Below are 18,982 nucleotides of genomic sequence, written 5' to 3' on the forward strand. Positions count from 1 at the left end.
TATTACACACCAGTCGCGACTGGTCTTGAGTTATCGCTGCACCACTCATTCCACGACCCCGCATACAACCCCGCACCAGATAATCCAGCTACTTCCAAGGCCAGTAAATTGTGGCAAGCAGTTACACCGGAGCCGCATTGCATAATCGTCGATTTTGGATCGTTAATTAACGCAGACCATTCGGCACGCAATTCTGCGGGTGATTTGAACTGGCCATTGGCCTGCAAATTGTCCTTAAAAAAGCGATTTTTCGCACCCGGGATATGGCCGCCCACTGGGTCCATCGTTTCGTTCTCGCCGCGATACCGATCAGGTGAACGCGCATCAATTACTAGTCGTTCCTTACTCGTCAAATTGGCGACAATTTGGTCAACTTTGAACAATTCGACCAAGGATGGCTGTTCGGTAATTGAGCCTGCTTGCGGTACAAACGCGTCGGTCGATACCGCCAATTGAGCTTGGGTCCAAGCCGGCAATCCGCCATCTAACACAGCAACTGCTTCATGCCCTACCCAACGCAACATCCACCACAAACGCGCCGCAAACATTGCACCATGTGCATCGTAGGCAATGACTTGGGTGTCGTTGTTAATCCCCCAGGAACGCAAGGTAGCGACGAAGTCGGCGCGACTTGGCAGTGGATGACGCCCACAAAACACACCATCGGCATTTAACTTCGGGCCCGATAAATCGTGATCGATATTAGCGAACTGCGCATTCGGCAGATGGCCTTGCTCAAAGGCTAGTCGACCTGCATCGAGATTGACGAGGTCATGGCGGCAATCCAAGATAATCCAGTTGGGCTGCGATAGGTGTTTTGCTAAGTCGGATGCAGAAATTAAAGTCGTGAAATGCGCGCTCATAACAATCCTTGTTTAAACCAGCGAATCGAATAAAGAAATCACTTTTCGGCCAGTAATGGCAAAGTAGATTTCGTGTGAATATAAGTCGCTAGAATACCGCTCAACAAAATAATAGCAATCCCAACCCAACTCAATATACTTAATTTATCGTGCCAAATAATCACTCCCGCAGCGCTCGAAAAGACGATGCCGCTGTAGGATAAATTGGCTGTCACCAGCGGATTACCAAGCCGGTAGGCGCGCGTCATCGCGAGTTGCGCGGTGCTGGCGAAAAATCCCACCGCCAGCAATAAAGTCGCTCCATAAAAAGACGTATGAACGTGCCAATCTTGATCAATCACCCCAGCGACCGCACCAGAAATAGCACTCGTGAGTGAGAAATAAAACACTACCCGCGTTTCAGGCTCGCCCAACAAACCCATGGCGCGCACCTGCAAATAAGCCAATGCCGCCAGCATGCCTGAGGCCAGAGAAATAATCGCGGTGGGAATTTGGCGCTCTTGCATCGACGGTTGCAGCAAAAAAATCACGCCGACAAAGCTCAAGACAATCGCACCCGGCAATCCCAGAGCAAACTGCGCCTTGCCACGCCACCAGTTATAGAAGAATAAGAACGCCGCAATCCAAATCGGTGACATGTAGTTCAATGTATTTGCCATAGCCAGCGGCAGTTTGCCGATGGTATAAAACCACAGCCACAACGCGATCACACCCACCAAACCGCGTCCAAAATGGCGCAGCGGCATGGAGGTTTTTAAACTAACGGAATTGATGCGGGAAATACAGAAGAGGAAAATCACGCCAAACAAACCGCGGTACATCACGATTTCTGACGTCGTGTAGATATCAGAAGCTAGCTTGACGCATACGCCCATCAAAGCGAACAACAAGCTAGCAAGTAACATCCACAGTGATTGCATGAGTCAGAATGTAGCGATTAAGCCGCGCCTTCGTCAAAGGTCATGTTGGCGCGATACCATTCGTGGAAATGCTGCATGCCATCTTCCATTGGTGATTGATACGGGCCGACTTGGTTTTCACCGCGTTCTAACAAAATCCGACGCCCGGCATCCATGCGGAACCCGATTTCATCGTCTTCGATACAGGTTTCCATGTAGGCAGCACGTTCTGCCTCGATGAATTCGCGCTCAAACAAAACGATTTCTTCGGGATAATAAAACTCAACCACGTTGCGCGTCTTGCCAACGCCTTGCGGCCATAAAGTTGAAACGACCAACACGTGCGGATACCACTCAACCATGATGTTGGGATACAAAGTCAGCCAAATCGCACCATAAGGAGGCGCTTCGCCGCCACGGAATTTCAGCACTTGTTCTTGCCATGCTTGGTATTTTTTGGAACCGGATTTGAGCAAACCGCTATGCACGCCCACCGTTTGCACGCTGTAATCAGCACCAAATTCCCAACGCAAATCGTCACATGAGACAAAGCTGCCTAAACCAGGATGGAAGGGTTCAACGTGGTAATCCTCTAGATAAACTTCAATAAAGGTTTTCCAGTTGTAATCGCATTCGTGCACTTCGACGTGATCGAGCATGTAGCCCGAAAAGTCGAGGTCTTTGGTGACCGACAATGGCGTCAATTTTTCCATCACGTTGTAACCGTTTTGCTCAAACAGCAAGCCGTTCCAACTTTGCAACTTAGTATTGGCGAGATTTAAGCAGGGCTGCTCGTCAAAATGCGGAGCGCCTAATAATTGGCCTTTTAAATCGTAGGTCCAGCGATGCAAGGGGCAAACGATGTTGTTGGAATTGCCGCGCGTAGTGCCTACGGTTTTGCCATCTTTATCGGTTGCGCCGCCGAACATCAACGCTTGGCGATGACGGCAAACATTGGACAGCAGCTCAATGCCGCGCTCGCTGCGCACCAGCATGCGACCTTCGTTCTCGGACGCAAGCGTAGCGAAGTCGCCCACATTGGGCACCATCAGTTCATGCCCAACGTAACGCGGGCCTTGCTGGAATAATTGTGTGATTTCGCGCTTTAAAAGCGTTTCGTCAAAATAGACGGAAACCGGAAGTTGTGCTGTTGAACGCACTAGTTTAGCGAATGTTGCCAGATCGGACATCCCCACCCCCCCCAAATATTTACTCAACCTAAGAGAGAAAGAATCCGCAAAAACCTGAGTTCAAATCGTTGAATTGAAAAGGAAATTTTGGACAGAACCGCGGATTATACCCGAACTCAATAATTTGGGGGCAAGGGCAACAGTGATTATTTTCCGAGCATTGTTAGTGCCGCAAACGTGATCAATTTGAGCTAACAACTATAATCACGCCACACCGCAACTCGCCCCAAGCAAACAAAATTAAGGAAAATACAAGATGCCACGTTTTGCCGCCAATTTAAGCATGATGTACAACGAAGTCCCTTTCTTGGAGCGCTTTGCCGCCGCTGCTAACGATGGATTTAAAGCGGTGGAATATCTATTTCCCTACGATTTCCCCGCTGAGCAGGTCAAGTCCCAGTTGACCGATAACGGGCTAACACAAATCACCTTCAACGCGAAGCCAGGCGATTGGAATAAAGGCGAACGTGGCATCGCCTGCCATCCGGATCGGGTCGATGAATTTAAACAATCGATCGACCAAGCCTTGGCTTATGCACGAGAGCTTGGTAATAAAAAATTGCACGTAATGGCAGGAATTAGCCATCCCAATTTTTCGCATGCAGAGCAACGCGCTACTTACTTGAGCAACTTAGCGTATTGCGCCCGCTTAGCCCAGCAAGAAAACATCACCGTCTTGATCGAACCAATCAATACTCGCGATATGCCCGGTTATTTTTTAACCCATCAAGAGCAAGCGCACGCTATTTGTGCTGAGCTAGCGGCTCCCAATGTACAAGTGCTGTTTGATATTTATCACTGCCAAATCATGGAAGGCGACATTAGTCAAAAACTCAAACGCGATATGCGTCGCCCATTTGGCGGCATCGGGCATATACAAATCGCTAGCGTGCCGCAGCGCAATGAACCCAATTTGGGCGAGCTTGATTGCCATTATTTGTTCAAGTTAATCGACGAGCTAGGATTCGATGGCTGGATCGGATGCGAATACCGCCCGCTTGGCGCAACGTCGGCAGGCTTAAATTGGATGCCGCGCTAACTGCGCCGTCCGTGTTTATTCATTTTTAATGGCTTTATAGCCATTAAACTGATCAACGCGATAAAGCGCTTTTTATTTAGCAAAAAAACATAAAACTCGTCGAAAACGACTAAAACCGACCGAATGAGTCTTCAGAATTGATATTCGGCTGCGCGATAGCAGGCTACTTGTTTTAGAATAGAGGGTTAATTTTTGACGTGTTGCCGCACTGCTGGCATAGATAACATTTAATTCACATTTACCTCACCCACTTTTTGACTAACTCATGGCAAAAAAATCAATCTCAACGAGCGAATCGGGCAATCCACTTCCCGAATCTTTTGAAGCTGCCATGGCCGAACTAGCCCAATTAGTGGCGCGTATGGAAGCCGGTGAATTAGCATTAGAAGCCTCGGTGAGCGCTTATGCGCGCGGTTCCGAATTAGTTCAATACTGCGCGGCGCAACTCGAAAAAGTTGAGCAACAAGTTAAAATTCTGGATGGCGAAATCACCAAGCCATTTCAAGTCGACGAAAGCGATAGCGGAAATTAATCATGACTGACCAAATCGCTCCGACGCTGCCGCTGTCCGCTTGGATGAAACAAAGCCAAGCGCAGATTGAAACTGCCTTATCCGATTTTTTACCTCCTTGCGCACAAGTCCCAACGCATCTGCATGAAGCCATGCGTTACGCGGTGTTGGATGGTGGCAAACGTGTTCGTCCCTTGTTGGTGTATGCGGCCGGTCAGTTGTTTGACGCGCCACAAGATGAACTCACTCGTGCTGGCTGCGCCTTAGAAATGATTCACGCTTATTCGCTGGTGCACGATGACATGCCGTGCATGGATGATGATGCGCTGCGCCGTGGCAAACCCACTGTGCATGTTAAGTTTGGCGAAGCGACAGCTTTGTTGGTCGGAGACGCATTGCAAGCGCAAGCGTTTTTGATTTTAGCGCAAGGTAACAACGCGCCTGAGCGTCAATTGGAAATGCTGCAAATTTTGGCGCATTCGTCTGGTTCATTAGGCATGTGCGGCGGGCAAGCGATTGATTTAGCCAGCGTTGGAATGAGTTTGTCGCGCGAACAATTAGAGCAAATGCATCAGCTCAAAACGGGCGCCTTGTTGCGCGCTTCGGTGCTCTTGGGTGCGCTATGCGGGCAACAACTTAGCGAAGATGAACGCGCCGCCTTATTCAGCTATTCGCATGCGATCGGCTTGGCGTTCCAAGTTGTGGACGATATTTTGGATGCCACTGCCGATTCGGCGACACTGGGCAAAACCGCGGGAAAAGATGCCGAACAAAACAAACCGACCTATGTTTCCATCCTCGGTTTAGAACAATCCCAACAATTGGCCGAACAATTACGCCTGCAAGCGCACCAAGCTTTAGCTATTTTTAGCACCGAATCAAACAACACATCACCGTCCTCACGCACCGCCCGTCTGCTGCAATTAGCCGATTTTATTGTGCAGCGTTCTGCGTAAGAAAGTAATTATGACCTTATTAAACTCGATCAACTCACCTGCTGATTTACGCGATTTAAGCAAAGCACAGTTGAAACCTTTGGCCGACGAATTACGCGCCTTTGTGCTCGATTCGGTGTCAAAAACTGGCGGCCATTTATCGTCCAATTTAGGCACCGTTGAACTCACCATCGCACTGCATTACGTGTTCAATACGCCAGAAGATCGCATTGTCTGGGACGTCGGACATCAAACCTATCCGCACAAGATTTTGACTGGTCGGCGCGATCAAATGCATAGCCTACGTCAGTTAAATGGGATTTCGGGCTTTCCTAAACGCGATGAAAGCGAATTCGATACCTTTGGCACGGCACATTCTTCTACCTCGATTTCCGCTGCGCTTGGCATGGCGGTTGGTGCAAAATTAAAAGGCGAAAGTCGCCACTCGGTTGCCGTGATCGGCGATGGCTCCATGACCGCCGGGATGGCATTTGAAGCGCTCAACAATGCTGGCGTGATGGAAGACGTGAATTTGCTGGTGATCTTAAACGACAACGACATGTCGATTTCACCACCAGTTGGCGCGTTAAATCGATACCTAGCGCGTTTAATGTCGGGTAAATTTTATGCGGCCGCCCGCAACGTCGGTAAATCCGTGTTACCACCACCGATGTTAGAAATCGCCAAAAAGCTCGAAGAACACGCCAAAGGCATGATCATGCCCGCGACCATGTTTGAAGAATTTGGCTTTAACTATATTGGGCCAATTGATGGACACGATTTAGATGCGTTAATCCCGACTTTGCAAAATTTAAAAGCCCTCAAAGGCCCGCAATTTTTGCATGTAGTGACCAAAAAAGGCCAAGGCTACAAGTTGGCCGAAGCCGATCCAGTGCTGTATCACGGCCCAGGCAAATTCAATCCAGCCGAAGGAATCAAACCCGCTACCGCGACCAAGCTAACCTACACCAAAGTCTTCGGTGATTGGCTGTGCGACATGGCAGCGCACGATGCGCAATTAGTCGGGATTACACCAGCGATGCGCGAAGGCTCGGGTATGGTTGAATTCCATCAGAATTATCCTGATCGCTATTTTGACGTGGGTATTGCAGAACAACATTCCGTCACCTTTGCCGCCGGTTTAGCATGCGAAGGTTTAAAACCGGTCGTCGCGATTTACTCGACCTTTTTGCAGCGCGCTTACGATCAATTAATCCACGATGTCGCACTCCAAAATTTGGATGTCACCTTTGCCTTAGATCGCGCTGGTTTAGTCGGTGCCGATGGCGCAACCCATGCCGGCAACTACGATTTAGCCTACCTGCGCTGCATCCCGAATATGGTCATCATGGCCGCATCCGATGAGAACGAATGCCGTCAAATGCTCAGCACCGGTTATTACTACAAGGGTCCAGCAGCGATTCGTTATCCGCGCGGCGCAGGCATAGGCGCCACAGTGCAAAAAGAATTAAGCACCATCCCGCTCGGCAAAGGCGAAATCAAACGTCAAGGCCAACAAGTCGCAATTTTGGCGTTCGGCAGCATGGTCGCTCCGGCATTGCAAGCGGGTGAAAAACTCAACGCCACCGTGGCCAATATGCGCTTTGTTAAACCACTCGATATTGATCTGCTCAAACAATTAGCCCAGACCCACGACTATTTAGTAAGCGTGGAAGAAGGCGCAAAAATGGGTGGCGCAGGTTCGGCTATTGCCGAAGCTCTGGCAGAACTTAATATCACCAAGCCGCTGCTCATTTTAGGATTGCCGGATGAATTTATTGACCACGGCGACGCCACGCAATTGCTGGCATTAGTTGGCTTAGATGGCGCTGGAATTAGCAAATCAATTGAGCAGCACTTTTCCTTAGCCCAAGCATCCATTGCTGAGCCGCGCTTAGTCGCGTCCTTGGGTAAAATTTAATCTCGCGCTACAGACTTAACCAATACAAGAGGAAATCATGACCACAGCCATCCCAGAATTGAAGATCACTCCTGCAGCACATCGTTTGAGCGACGCTGAGCGCGCGCAACGCATGGGTAGCCTGGCCTTTGGCCGCACGTTTACTGAGCACATGGTCGTTATTCCTTACAAAGACGGTGCGTGGCAAACAGGGGAAGTAAAACCTTACGGTCCATTAAGCTTAGATCCTTCAGCATCGTCACTGCATTACGGCCAATCGATTTTTGAAGGCTTTAAAGCGTTTTCGCAGCCAGATGGCTCAGTAAAAACCTTCCGCTCAGAGCAAAACGCCGAGCGCTTTAATCGCAGCGCCGCGCGCATGGCGATGCCTGCTATTCCACCCGAATTATTTTTAAAAGCAGCCGATGCATTAATTAATTTGGATAAAGGATGGGTTCCCAAAAATGTTGGCGAAAGTCTGTACTTGCGCCCGCTGATGATCGCAACTGACCCATTCTTAGGCGTGCGTCCAGCGACCGAATATTTATTCGTGCTATTCGCTTCTCCTGCTGGTGCGTATTTCCCAAGTGGCGTTAAGCCGGTCAACGTGTGGATTAGCGAAGATTTTGTGCGCGCTGCGCCGGGTGGCACAGGCGAAGCCAAATGTGCGGGTAACTATGCCGCGAGCTTGGTGGCGCAAGCCCAAGCCCTGGAAAAAGGTTGCGATCAAGTTGTCTGGCTGGATGCGGTACACCGTGAGTTCGTCGAAGAAATGGGCGGCATGAATTTATTCTTCGTCTATAAAGAAGGCGATAAAACCACCGTAGTAACACCAGAATTAACCGGCACCTTATTACCCGGCATTACCCGCTTGAGCTTGCTGCAACTAGCCCGAGATTTAGGCTTTGCCGCAGAAGAACGCAAACTGAGTGTGCAGCAATGGCGCGATGATATTGCGGCGGGTCGCATGACTGAAGTCTTTGCTTGCGGCACAGCAGCAGTGATTACACCGGTCGGCAAAGCAAAGGCGAATGGCTTTGAAATGACGATTAATAATGGCGAAAATGGCCCCGTAACGATGGCTTTGCGCGAAGCGCTATTGGCGATTCAACATGGCACGGCTGCCGACAAACACGGCTGGATGCGCACGATTTAATCAAAAAAATTTGCCAGCAGAGCGATGGCGCTTCTGCTGGCAAATTGGTTGACTCGGTATTCAAACTCAAGCTAATCCTCAATTAGCTTGAGTTTTTTTATTGCGCGGCTGTTCCCTTACGTTCGTGCTTCCACAACACATCGCCATTGCCAGAATAACGATTGAGCAGGCGCGACATCACGAACATCAAATCCGATAAGCGATTGAGATATTGGCGTGGCTCGGGATTTACCACCTCAACCTTGCCTAAACTCACTACCACGCGCTCGGCACGGCGGCATACGGTGCGGCACACATGCGCCAACGCGGCCGACCTTGCGCCGCCCGGTAAGATGAATTCTTTTAATGGCGGTAAATCTTTATTGCATTTTTCCAACAGTGCGTCGAGATGCGCGACCTGTTCTTCGGTAATCATTTTGTAGCCCGGAATGCATAATTCTCCGCCCAAATCGAACAAATCATGCTGAATTAATAACAATTCATCAGCTAAACCAGCCGGTAAATCCTCGCACAGCAGCAAACCGATCTGCGAATTGAGTTCATCAACGTCGCCCATAGCCTGAACGCGCAAGCTGTCCTTATCGACGCGAGTGCCATCACCTAAGCCAGTTGTGCCTTCATCACCAGTTCTTGTTGCGATTTTTGATAATCTATTGCCCATAATGATTTACACTTTACAGTTGAAATGAAATTAATTAACTCGTTGAGCGGCTAATTGAAGGAAATTATTCATGTGTGACCAAATGGGAAGCCATTTAGCTAACGCCAAACCAATGGACGGAAACCATTGGGCCGGCTCGCTCCATTCCCAAAATAGGGGTCACACCGAATATTCCTCAGATGAAATACTAGCAGACGGCGCAGTATACGCCCAAATCGCACCTTACTTTCATTGCACCACAAGCGTTGTAATCGGCTTAACACATTTATTTACGCAATAATTCATGAGCAATCGACTTCCACCCGTCCACGCCCTGTCTGCTTTTGAAGCGGCTGCTCGCTTTAACTCGTTTGCTTTAGCGGCAGACGAATTGTGTATTACTCCCTCAGCACTCTCGCACCGGATTCGCTTATTGGAAGAACATTTATGCGAGCGTTTATTTACCCGCGATGGTCGTGCGGTTAACTTGACCGAATTTGGACGCCGTTATTTGGACGTGGTACGCAACGTTCTGCGCAGCTTGGCTGATTTCCCGTTACCGAACAAAGTCTTCACCGATCAAATTCGCATCAAAATCACCTTACCGCCAACTTTTGCGCGCTACATTTTTTTGCCGCGTTTTAAACAGTTTAAGCAGCTCTATCCGGACATCGAAATCGAGATCTTTCTGTTCGTCCCACTGTACGATTTGAGCCTGTCCGAAAGCGACGTGGAAGTGCGTTTTGGTGCAGGCAATTATCCTAATTTGATTACCCATAAACTCTTTGTTGAACCGGCCTTCGCTGTGGCCAGCCCTGCCTACTTAGCTTCTATTCCGCCGCTCAAAACGCCCGCCGATTTAAAGTCGGCGTATTTATTGCGTTCAGCTTTAGAGCCTTGGCAGCCGTGGTTTGAAGCGGCTGGATTAGCTTGGCCCGAACCGAATGTTGGGTTGCGAATTGATGATCTCGGTTTGCTGTTGGATGCGGTCAAACTCGGACACGGTGTTGGCCTATCGCGCACCCACTTTGCCGAAAACATGTTGCGCCAAGGTGAAGTCGTGCGCTTGTTCGATGTCGAAGTCGCGTCTCCACCTCACGCCTATTACTTAGTGCACGAACCCAATATTCGACCCGAAGTTGCGTTATTTATCGATTGGATGAAATCCAGTTTCCACCTCAATAATGACTAAACGAAGCCACATTGCAGTGCCGTTGTTGGTTGTGCTGGCGTCTGGGCAAGCACAAGCGGATTTCTATAGCTGCAAAGATAATAATGGACACCTGATTACGTCCGACCGCCCTATTCCCGAATGTGCCGATAAATCCACCCAGATCTACCGAAACAACGGCATTTTAAAAGCGGAAATAGCTGGCGCGCTCACACCCGAGCAGCGTCGCACAGCCGAACTCCAGCAGCAACAACGCGAAGCCGCCGCGCGCCAAGCCGAAGCCGACAAAAAAGAGCAACGCTATTTGTTGGCGCACTATCCGACTGAGCAAGACGTGGAACTGGAACGTAAAAAAGCGTTAGATGCGGTTCAAGCCAAAATTGCGGCAGAAAAAAAGAACATCGCAATCAACACCGACGCGATGAATAAAGTGCACACTGAGTTGACGCAACTGCCGAAAGATCAGCCGGTGCAGATTAATCAAAAGAAGAACAAAGAAGACGATTTAAAATTGACGATCGCGCAATCGCAGAAACTAATCCTGCGCTACCAAACCGATGAGCAAAGCATCAATCGCGAATTTGATGAAACGCATAAGCGCTATATTGAACTCATTACCAACCACAAATAATCGGGTAACGCAGGGCTTGGCTGGCCCAATTTAACGCGGAAACAATGCCCCTAAAATCCGCTCACCCGCCGCGCCAGTCACCTCAGGCAAGTTGCCGGTCAAACGATCCGTAAAGCGATACGCCAACCAAGCAAAAGCCAAGGCTTCAACATGATTGGGCGATACACCTAGGACTTCAGTGCTTTCCAGACCGATCGCGCTAGTATCGGAATCGGCATTGGAATTTAACAGGGACTGAATCGATTCCATCAAAGTCGTGTTGTACGCGCCGCCGCCACAGACATACACATTTTTGACATCGGGCGCATAGGCCAAAATCGCATCCACTATCGTGTGCGCTGTAAAAGCGCATAAGGTTGCCTGCACATCGACCGGCGACACTTCAAGAAAAGGGATTAATTTATCGTGCAGCCAAGTTAGATGAAACAGATCGCGGCCTGTGCTTTTCGGCGGGGGAAGATGCAAATAAGCTTCTTCTTGTAGATGCGCCAATAAGCCCCAATTAACCTGCCCCAAGCGCGCCCAATCACCATTGGAATCAAAACCTTGTCCCTTGTGATCCATGATCCAAGCATCCATTAACACATTGCCCGGGCCAGTATCGAAGCCGTGTGTTGAACCATCGGCGCGCAGGATACTAATATTGCTAATGCCGCCAATATTGACCACGACCCGCGTTTCATTGGCCTTACCGAATACGCTGCGATGAAAAGCTGGAACGAGCGGCGCACCTTGACCACCAGCGGCAATATCACGCGCGCGGAAATCCGCAATCACATCGATATCGACCAACTCGGCCAACAGCGCAGGATTATTGATTTGGGTGGTGTAACCGAATTCGGGCCGATGACGCACGGTTTGTCCATGCACGCCGACAGCGCAAATTTGATCGATCGTTAATCCGGTATTTTTAATTAAATGCAGGACGCAATTGGCGTAGGATAAAACCAGTTGATTGGCGGCCTGAGCGACACGATGAATTTCATCGAAACCGCTGATTTGCAAGGAGAATAAAGTAGCGCGTAAATCTGGCGGAAAGGGAAGATAGCTAGCAGCGAGTTGGCGCAAATGCGTGTCGTTATCGGCCACCTCAACCAAGACTCCATCCACGCCATCCAGACTTGTTCCGGACATTAAACCGATGAAATAACGCATGGTTGCCTAGCCTTAATGCAAAGACAGACAACGTTAGATGTTGTCTGTCGATAGTAAGTGAATGGTCTTAGCGAACAACAGAGTTGAGATAGTTAAACGAATTAACCCACCTATCTCAACAATTAACGCGCAGCGATTGTCGTTGCCGAGCTACCTGGGCGTAACAACGTGAAGCGATGGCGCACATCATTGACCACGGAATTAAATCGTGGCATATCCGCAGCAGTCAACGTTTGAGGTTGCTCAACTTTGATCTTCATCGGATCTTGCGCTTTGTTACTTACCCGGAATTCATAATGTAAATGCGGACCGGTTGCCCAGCCGGTTTGGCCTACGTAACCAATGATGTCACCTTGCGTTACTTTTACGCCCTTGCGGATGCCAGGTGCAAAGCGGCTCATGTGACCATAGGCGGTCGTATAGCTGCCCCAATGTTTGAGTACGACTAAATTACCGTAACCGCCCGATGGGCCAGCAACATCGACAACGCCATCAGCGGAAGCGCGAATTGGTGTGCCGGTAGGAGCGGCAAAATCAACGCCGGTGTGTTGTTTCCATTGACCAGAAATAGGATGCAAGCGCATGGCGAAACCGGAAGAAATACGGGTGAAAGCGATGGGTGACTTCAAAAATGCTTTCTTCATCGACTTACCATCAAAGCCGTAATAGCTGCCGCTGCCCGCGCCTTCGTCAAACCACACCGATTGATACGAGCGACCGGCATTGGTGAATTCACCGGCTAACACTTTGCCAGTGCTGACCATTTCGCCATTTTCCCAAAACGTTTCATAGACCAATTCAAAATGATCGCCACGACGCAAATCAGAGCGGAAATCAATGTTGGTGGAAAACATATCGACTAACTGACTCGCCACAGCGTCAGGAATTTGCGCTGCATCGGTTGCCGCAAACAAGGAGGAAGTAATCACGCCAGTATGCATTTCTAAGCGGCGTTCTAGCGCTGTTGTGCTGGTCGTTGCTTTGAATGAATCCGATCCATCAATGCGCGAAATTGTTAAACTTTTTACTTGCGAAGAGTTTTCACGACCATCTAAGAAATTCGTTTGCAACCATTGCAATTCGCCGTCTTCGTTTGTCTGGGCGCGCACTGTTTTACCGGCTTTTTGCTGAATGACTTGACGCGCGGTGCTATCGGCTTTGATGAAGGCGTTGGCAGCATCGTCATCAACGCCCAAGCGCTGCAACAAACTGGCTAAGGTATCGCCGCGCTGCACTTTTTCTTCGTGGATAAATTGCTGATCGCGCTCTTCCATCGCTTGCATTTGCGCTTCCAAGGTTGGAATGTGCAATTCTTCCGTAATTCGTTTGACCGGCAAATTCGCGGCATCGGGTGCCAGCGGCGCTACACCGGCGGCGCCGAAAGCGCACACAGTGAGGAAAATTGCGGAAAACGTGATGACACGAGTTTTACGATTGGAACGCGAGAACAGTTTGGCAACGGCAGCAGAAACTGAAGCTAAGTGCGTGGTTTTATTTAGAGTTGGCATGCAATAAGTTAAAATAATGGTTTTTGCGAATCAGGCTTAGGCATTCATCGTTTGATCGAGCTCCTAAACCGGGATGCAATCTAAATCGCTTGCAATCGTTTTGAATCCAATTCGGGACGGCGTAATTTCTCAGCAGAAGTGACTTTTTGTGGCCGGCAATGGTTTCATTACTTGCTGTAAAACTTGCTCTAGCGCAACATTTCTGACCGATCGCGTATTATACCAAACAAAAAATTTTTACCTTGATTTTTTACAGTTTTTCGCCTTAAAAAACATTGCCAAATTAAACATAATTGCCTCATGAACACGACAACTCAACCAGCACAAAAAACTCTCCCTCTATCAGACGCTGTCCAGCATGCTTTAGCCGTCACCAAACGTGGCGTTGATGAGTTGTTGATTGAATCAGAATTTGCCCAAAAATTAGCAAAAAGCGAACAAACTGGCGTGCCACTGCGCATTAAATTGGGCTTGGACCCGACCGCGCCGGATTTGCATTTGGGCCACACTGTTGTGCTCAACAAAATGCGTCAACTGCAAGATTTGGGACATAAGGTCATTTTCCTGATCGGCGATTTCACCTCCATGATCGGTGATCCGTCTGGCCGCAACATCACTCGCCCACCGCTAACCCGCGAACAAATTGAAGAAAACGCGAAGAGCTATTTCGCCCAAGCGAGCTTGGTGTTGGATGCCGAAAAAACCGAAATCCGCTACAACTCCGAATGGTCCGATCCGCTCGGCGCTCGTGGCATGATTCAGCTCGCGTCCAAATACACCGTGGCACGCATGATGGAGCGCGACGATTTCACCAAACGCTTCAAAGCGGGTACGCCGATTTCGGTGCATGAGTTTTTATATCCACTGATGCAAGGTTACGATTCCGTTGCGTTGAAATCCGATTTGGAATTGGGCGGCACGGATCAAAAATTCAATTTATTAGTCGGTCGCGAACTGCAAAAAGATTACGGTCAAGAGCCGCAATGCATCTTAACCATGCCATTGTTAGAAGGTTTGGACGGCGTAGAAAAAATGTCCAAATCCAAGGGCAATTATGTTGGCATTACCGAACCGGGCAACGTGATGTTTGCCAAGATCATGAGCATTTCGGATCACATGATGTGGCGTTATTACGAGTTACTGTCTTCCTGCACGCTGGAAGAATTGGCGGCCCACAAATTAGCGGTTGAGCAAGGCAAAAATCCGCGCGATTTAAAAGTCGCGTTCGCACAAGAAATGGTCACGCGCTTCCACAATCGCCAAGCAGCAGAAGACGCACTGACTGATTTTATGAATCGCTCCAAAGGCGGAATTCCTGACGATATTCCACAATGCCAATTAGCCGGTGCGCCACTTGGTATTGGCCAATTGCTCAAACAAGCGGGATTGTGCGCTTCGAGCTCGGAAGCGTTACGCATGGTCGATCAGGGCGGCGTGCGGATTGACGGTGAAGTCATCAGCGACAAAGGTTTGCAAATCGCAGCAGGTGAATTCGTTTTACAGGTCGGTAAACGTAAATTTGCCAAAGTCACTTTAAGTAACTAATCCCAGCATGATTGCGCTAATCCAACGCGTGACTCACGCACAAGTCGTCGTGGCTGGCGAGGTCATCGGGCAAATTAAGCAAGGCTTGTTGGTACTACTGTGCGCCGAGCGCGGTGATGGCGCGCAACAAGCGCAAATGCTGTGCGAAAAATTGCTCAAATACCGCGTATTTTCGGACCAACAAGGCAAGATGAATTTAAGCGTGCGCGATATTGAGGGCGGAATTTTATTAGTGCCTCAGTTCACCTTAGCCGCCGATACAAATTCCGGCACGCGCCCGTCTTTCACACCCGCTGCACCACCCGCATTGGCGAAAGAATTATTCGACCATTTTGTGACACTCACCAAAGCGCAACACGCGCATGTGCAAACCGGTCAGTTCGGCGCCGACATGCAAGTCACGCTGTGCAACGATGGGCCGGTGACTTTTTGGCTTGAATCCAAGGCGGCATAAATACCCAAAGGCGGCTGAGTTTTATGGATTTATTCCAGTCTGAAATCATCAATTTATTGCCTTATGACGGCGAGGCAAATTATCACGGCTTAGTCATGACGCCCGAGCAGGCGCGGCATTATTTTGACGTGTTGCTGCGCGATATTGAGTGGAAAAATGACGAAGCAATTATCTTCAATAAGCACATCATCACCAAGCGCAAAGTCGCTTGGTATGGCGATCGTCAATTCGCTTACACCTATTCAAAAACGACCAAACTTGCCTTACCTTGGACGCAAGAATTGCTCGAATTGAAGCTGCTCGCCGAACGTCTGAGCGGCGCCACCTATAATTCGTGCTTACTCAATCTCTACCACGATGGATCAGAAGGCATGGCGTGGCACAGTGACGATGAACAATCGCTCGGCCCCAACACCGTGATTGCCTCCATCAGTTTGGGCGCAACGCGTAAGTTCGCTTTTAAACACAAGCGCAGCAAAGAAACGCATTCACTGATCTTGGAGCATGGCAGTTTATTAGTCATGCAAGGCGCAACCCAAACTCATTGGTTACATCGCCTTCCGCCAACAACCACGGTCTCGCAAGCGCGGGTCAATCTGACTTTTCGCACGATTATCGATCAATAGAAAACTAGCTCAATGGAACTCATTTTAATTCGCCACGGCGAAACCGCTTGGAACGCAGAACGGCGCTTGCAAGGACATCTCGACGTTGCGCTGAATACCACCGGATTGCAGCAAGCACAAGCTTTAGCAGCAGCATTAAAATCAGAGAAGCTCGATGTCATTGTCTGCAGCGATCTGCAACGTGCGCAACAAACAGCGGCCGCCATAGCTCAGCATCAGGGCATAAATTGCGCCGTACAAGCAATTTGGCGCGAGCGTAATTTTGGTGGCTTTGAGGGACACCTGATTGCGGATTTAGAAGGATTATTTCCTAAGGAATATGCAGCATGGCGTGCGCTAGAAATTGACAACCAATTTCCCGCCAACGCGCAGGGAGAGTTTACTGGCGAGTCAATCCGCCAATTTCACACGCGCATCGAGAATGCCTTAATTGCGCTGGGCAAAAATCACCAAAACCAAAAAGTCGCTGTCGTTGCGCATGGCGGCGTCTTGGAATGTGCTTACCGAATCGCCCAACAATTGCCGCTAAACGCCACGCGCGAAGTGGCGATGCTGAATGCCAGCATTAATCGATTTGAACTGCATTTTGAAAATGGCGTAATGAATCTCAAGCTCATCGAATGGGGAACGGTCGCGCATTTAAACGCCGCTTTGGACGAACTGATGCCGTAACTACAGCCCAGATCAGACGCCGCATTATACGCCGTAAGTTTGATCTAATGGATCGACGTAAGAACTCAACACCTGGCCGCCTTCACCGATGCCGTACACCTGATTTTTACCTTTGCGTTTGGCCATGTATAAGTTCTGATCGGCTTGTTCAATCAACTCAATCAAAGTCTTACCGGGCTGCGGCACCATCACCGCAAAACCAACGCTAAAAGTAATGACTGATAAAAACTTGCTGCCCGAGTGCGCGAGCTTCATCTCGGCAATATCACGCCGCAGCCGATCTAACACGTCGTATGCACCTTCGGCATGTTGGCCAGGCAGCAAAATAATGAATTCCTCACCACCGTAACGCGCCACAAAATCGCTGCCATCACGCAAGCCCGCCGACAAGGTTTTGGCGACCAATTTTAAACATTGATCGCCTGCTTGATGCCCGTATAAATCATTGTAAATTTTAAAGAAATCGACATCGACCATGGCTACCGTGAGCGGCTCTTGCTTGCGCTGGGCGCGCAGCCATTCGTGTGCGCTGACTTCGTCGAATTTGCGCCGATTGGCTAAGCCGGTCAGGCTGTCGGTGGTGCTCAAACGGGCCAATTCCAAGTTGGATTTTTCTAGCGCGATTTGAGTATTTTGCAGTTCTTCAATCGCATGCAATTGGCGCAATTTGGAGCGATAGACTAAATAGGCAGAAAAAATAATGACGCTAATCAATGCACCCGCCATCGACCACGCTTTGCGCGACTCTTCCTGCCATTCGATCAGTGCTTTTTTAATCGAGATTCCCACCACCAGATTCAATGGACGTCCGGCAATACGCTGGTAGTAATAACTACGCTGAACCTGATCAATGACTGAGCGTGCTACATAAAACCCCAACTCTGAGCGCGAACGATCGAACTCATCCAAATTGGGCGAGCTAATTTTTTGGCCCATGATCGATAAATCTTGCTTGCCATTTACAAAGCGCACAACCACGTTTTGTTGGTCGTCGCGTAGCAAAATCACATCATCACCGTTGAGTCGAATTTTGCCACCGGCCAATCGATCTGCCACGCCATCTAATAAGACAGATGCGTAGACTATCCCGCCAAACTCGCCGTTAGACAAATTAAAACGGCGCGCGCAAATTAAGACCCATTTTTTGGTAATCCGCCCGATCACAGGCTCTGAAATCACCATTCCGGCATTAGGATTTTTTTTGAGCTGTTGAAAATAATTTCGATCTGCAACGTTAATTTTTTCGACTTGATCTCCCTCGACCGCAAAAACCAAATTGCCGTTGGCATCCGTTGAGCGCAACAGCGCCAGCGACGGGACACGCGATTGCAATTCCTGCAACGAGGCTAGCACCTCGCCGGGCTTTTTGTTCTTGAGCACATACCAATCGCGCACATGATCGCTAGCAGCTAACAACGTTAAATCGATATTCTGGAAAGAGCCACCGATGCTCGACGCCAAGGTCGAACCAATATCCTGAGCATTCATGCGCGAGCGCTCGATATGCAAGGCGCGACCTTCTTCTAGCTGATTAATCTGGAAGGCAATCACTAAACCAATCAGCAATAGTGGTACCACGATGTGCAGCGCCAGACTGAGCATCGACGTTCGACTCGACAGGAAGGGAGACTTGGTAGTGAAACGCATTTAGTTTATTGGGCTGTATTTTTACTTTGTTTACTCAAAACACCAAAAAACTGACGCAATTTTGACCATTTGAGATGGCAGGTTTAACTCAAATTGGTTCTCAATTGAAATAGTAAAGGAAACTGGGAAACCCGAAAAAAAGTGCAGGGAAATCTATCCACATAAGAATTACAATTACTTACAGCAATATTACCGCACGGAAACTATTAAGAAAAATTAATTCGCATTAATTTACAAATTTCGCGAAAAATACAACTAAAAGCCATTAATTTAATGTTTTTTCTGCACATAAATTCACCAAATTATTGTTTCATGAGAACGATCTTTTTTTCATTTTGGCGGCTAAAAACAGTCGAAAACCAACTTAAAGAATTCGGTTTAATTTGCTGATATTTTAGGCAGATTCGATTAGAATAGCGTCTCTTCAAACTTCCAAAGTT

18 protein-coding genes are annotated in these 18,982 nt (G+C 48.9%); 11 read left to right on the forward strand and 7 right to left on the reverse strand.

Annotation, left to right across the window (positions count from 1 at the left end; translation table 11 throughout):
• Positions 1 to 2: 2 nt before the first annotated feature.
• The 3 genes from E2I14_RS12650 to E2I14_RS12660 are packed head-to-tail and all read right to left on the reverse strand — an operon-like array spanning position 3 to position 2,952.
• Positions 3 to 863, reverse strand: a complete 861-nt coding sequence (locus E2I14_RS12650; protein ID WP_133329064.1) for a sulfurtransferase — start codon at positions 861 to 863, stop codon at positions 3 to 5.
• Between the two features lie 38 nt (positions 864 to 901).
• Positions 902 to 1,768: a DMT family transporter gene (locus E2I14_RS12655; RefSeq protein ID WP_319945934.1), complete on the reverse strand. Its 867-nt coding sequence runs from the start codon at positions 1,766 to 1,768 to the stop codon at positions 902 to 904.
• A 32-nt stretch (positions 1,769 to 1,800) separates the two neighbouring features.
• The gene (locus tag E2I14_RS12660) at positions 1,801 to 2,952 is read right to left on the reverse strand and encodes an aromatic ring-hydroxylating oxygenase subunit alpha (protein ID WP_133329068.1); all 1,152 of its coding nucleotides are present in this window, start codon (positions 2,950 to 2,952) and stop codon (positions 1,801 to 1,803) included.
• 256 nt (positions 2,953 to 3,208) lie between these two features.
• On the opposite strand from E2I14_RS12660, the gene otnI reads away from it, so the two are divergent.
• From otnI to E2I14_RS12685, 5 genes are all read left to right on the forward strand, one after another.
• Positions 3,209 to 3,991, forward strand: coding sequence for a 2-oxo-tetronate isomerase (gene otnI / locus E2I14_RS12665; protein ID WP_133329070.1), 783 nt, complete (start codon positions 3,209 to 3,211; stop codon positions 3,989 to 3,991).
• Positions 3,992 to 4,256: 265 nt separating this feature from the next.
• Complete coding sequence (locus E2I14_RS12670; protein ID WP_133329072.1) at positions 4,257 to 4,523, forward strand: exodeoxyribonuclease VII small subunit; 267 nt, start codon at positions 4,257 to 4,259, stop codon at positions 4,521 to 4,523.
• Between the two features lie 2 nt (positions 4,524 to 4,525).
• Positions 4,526 to 5,458 (forward strand): polyprenyl synthetase family protein, encoded by a 933-nt coding sequence (locus E2I14_RS12675; protein ID WP_133329074.1) that lies wholly within the window; start codon positions 4,526 to 4,528, stop codon positions 5,456 to 5,458.
• Positions 5,459 to 5,468: 10 nt separating this feature from the next.
• Positions 5,469 to 7,358 (forward strand): 1-deoxy-D-xylulose-5-phosphate synthase, encoded by a 1,890-nt coding sequence (dxs, locus tag E2I14_RS12680; RefSeq protein ID WP_133329076.1) that lies wholly within the window; start codon positions 5,469 to 5,471, stop codon positions 7,356 to 7,358.
• 37 nt (positions 7,359 to 7,395) lie between these two features.
• Positions 7,396 to 8,493 (forward strand): branched-chain amino acid aminotransferase, encoded by a 1,098-nt coding sequence (locus E2I14_RS12685; protein WP_133329078.1) that lies wholly within the window; start codon positions 7,396 to 7,398, stop codon positions 8,491 to 8,493.
• 97 nt (positions 8,494 to 8,590) lie between these two features.
• Here E2I14_RS12685 and E2I14_RS12690 read toward each other — a convergent pair whose 3' ends face one another.
• Positions 8,591 to 9,154, reverse strand: coding sequence for a cob(I)yrinic acid a,c-diamide adenosyltransferase (locus tag E2I14_RS12690; protein ID WP_133329080.1), 564 nt, complete (start codon positions 9,152 to 9,154; stop codon positions 8,591 to 8,593).
• Positions 9,155 to 9,437: 283 nt separating this feature from the next.
• On the opposite strand from E2I14_RS12690, the gene E2I14_RS12695 reads away from it, so the two are divergent.
• Both E2I14_RS12695 and E2I14_RS12700 read left to right on the forward strand, forming a co-directional pair.
• The gene (locus E2I14_RS12695; protein WP_133329082.1) at positions 9,438 to 10,325 is read left to right on the forward strand and encodes a LysR substrate-binding domain-containing protein; all 888 of its coding nucleotides are present in this window, start codon (positions 9,438 to 9,440) and stop codon (positions 10,323 to 10,325) included.
• Positions 10,318 to 10,935, forward strand: coding sequence for a DUF4124 domain-containing protein (locus tag E2I14_RS12700; RefSeq protein WP_133329084.1), 618 nt, complete (start codon positions 10,318 to 10,320; stop codon positions 10,933 to 10,935). The genes E2I14_RS12695 and E2I14_RS12700 overlap by 8 nt, the downstream gene beginning before the upstream one ends.
• Before the next feature lie 30 nt (positions 10,936 to 10,965).
• Here the strand turns inward: E2I14_RS12700 and E2I14_RS12705 are convergent, their stop codons facing one another.
• Together E2I14_RS12705 and E2I14_RS12710 are read right to left on the reverse strand one after the other, a co-directional pair.
• Entirely contained in the window at positions 10,966 to 12,090 is a 1,125-nt protein-coding gene (locus E2I14_RS12705; RefSeq protein WP_133329086.1) for an anhydro-N-acetylmuramic acid kinase, read from the reverse strand.
• Positions 12,091 to 12,212: 122 nt separating this feature from the next.
• A complete protein-coding gene (locus tag E2I14_RS12710) occupies positions 12,213 to 13,598 on the reverse strand; it encodes a M23 family metallopeptidase (RefSeq protein WP_133329088.1) in 1,386 nt (461 codons plus the stop codon).
• 300 nt (positions 13,599 to 13,898) lie between these two features.
• Here E2I14_RS12710 and tyrS point away from each other — a divergent pair, with 300 nt between their 5' ends.
• Genes tyrS through E2I14_RS12730 form a run of 4 tightly spaced genes read left to right on the forward strand, consistent with a single transcriptional unit; the run spans position 13,899 to position 16,895 of the window.
• Positions 13,899 to 15,143, forward strand: coding sequence for a tyrosine--tRNA ligase (gene tyrS / locus E2I14_RS12715; RefSeq protein ID WP_133329090.1), 1,245 nt, complete (start codon positions 13,899 to 13,901; stop codon positions 15,141 to 15,143).
• Between the two features lie 7 nt (positions 15,144 to 15,150).
• The gene (gene dtd / locus E2I14_RS12720; RefSeq protein ID WP_133329092.1) at positions 15,151 to 15,597 is read left to right on the forward strand and encodes a D-aminoacyl-tRNA deacylase; all 447 of its coding nucleotides are present in this window, start codon (positions 15,151 to 15,153) and stop codon (positions 15,595 to 15,597) included.
• 23 nt (positions 15,598 to 15,620) lie between these two features.
• Positions 15,621 to 16,223, forward strand: a complete 603-nt coding sequence (locus E2I14_RS12725) for an alpha-ketoglutarate-dependent dioxygenase AlkB family protein (protein ID WP_133329094.1) — start codon at positions 15,621 to 15,623, stop codon at positions 16,221 to 16,223.
• A gap of 12 nt (positions 16,224 to 16,235) precedes the next feature.
• On the forward strand, positions 16,236 to 16,895 hold the full coding sequence (locus E2I14_RS12730; RefSeq protein ID WP_133329096.1) for a histidine phosphatase family protein: 660 nt from the start codon (positions 16,236 to 16,238) through the stop codon (positions 16,893 to 16,895).
• 24 nt (positions 16,896 to 16,919) lie between these two features.
• Here E2I14_RS12730 and E2I14_RS12735 read toward each other — a convergent pair whose 3' ends face one another.
• On the reverse strand, positions 16,920 to 18,542 hold the full coding sequence (locus E2I14_RS12735) for a sensor domain-containing diguanylate cyclase (RefSeq protein WP_133329098.1): 1,623 nt from the start codon (positions 18,540 to 18,542) through the stop codon (positions 16,920 to 16,922).
• Positions 18,543 to 18,982 lie beyond the last annotated feature (440 nt).

The organism is Sapientia aquatica (assembly GCF_004358105.1).
GTDB classification, from domain to species: domain Bacteria; phylum Pseudomonadota; class Gammaproteobacteria; order Burkholderiales; family Burkholderiaceae_D; genus Solimicrobium; species Solimicrobium aquaticum.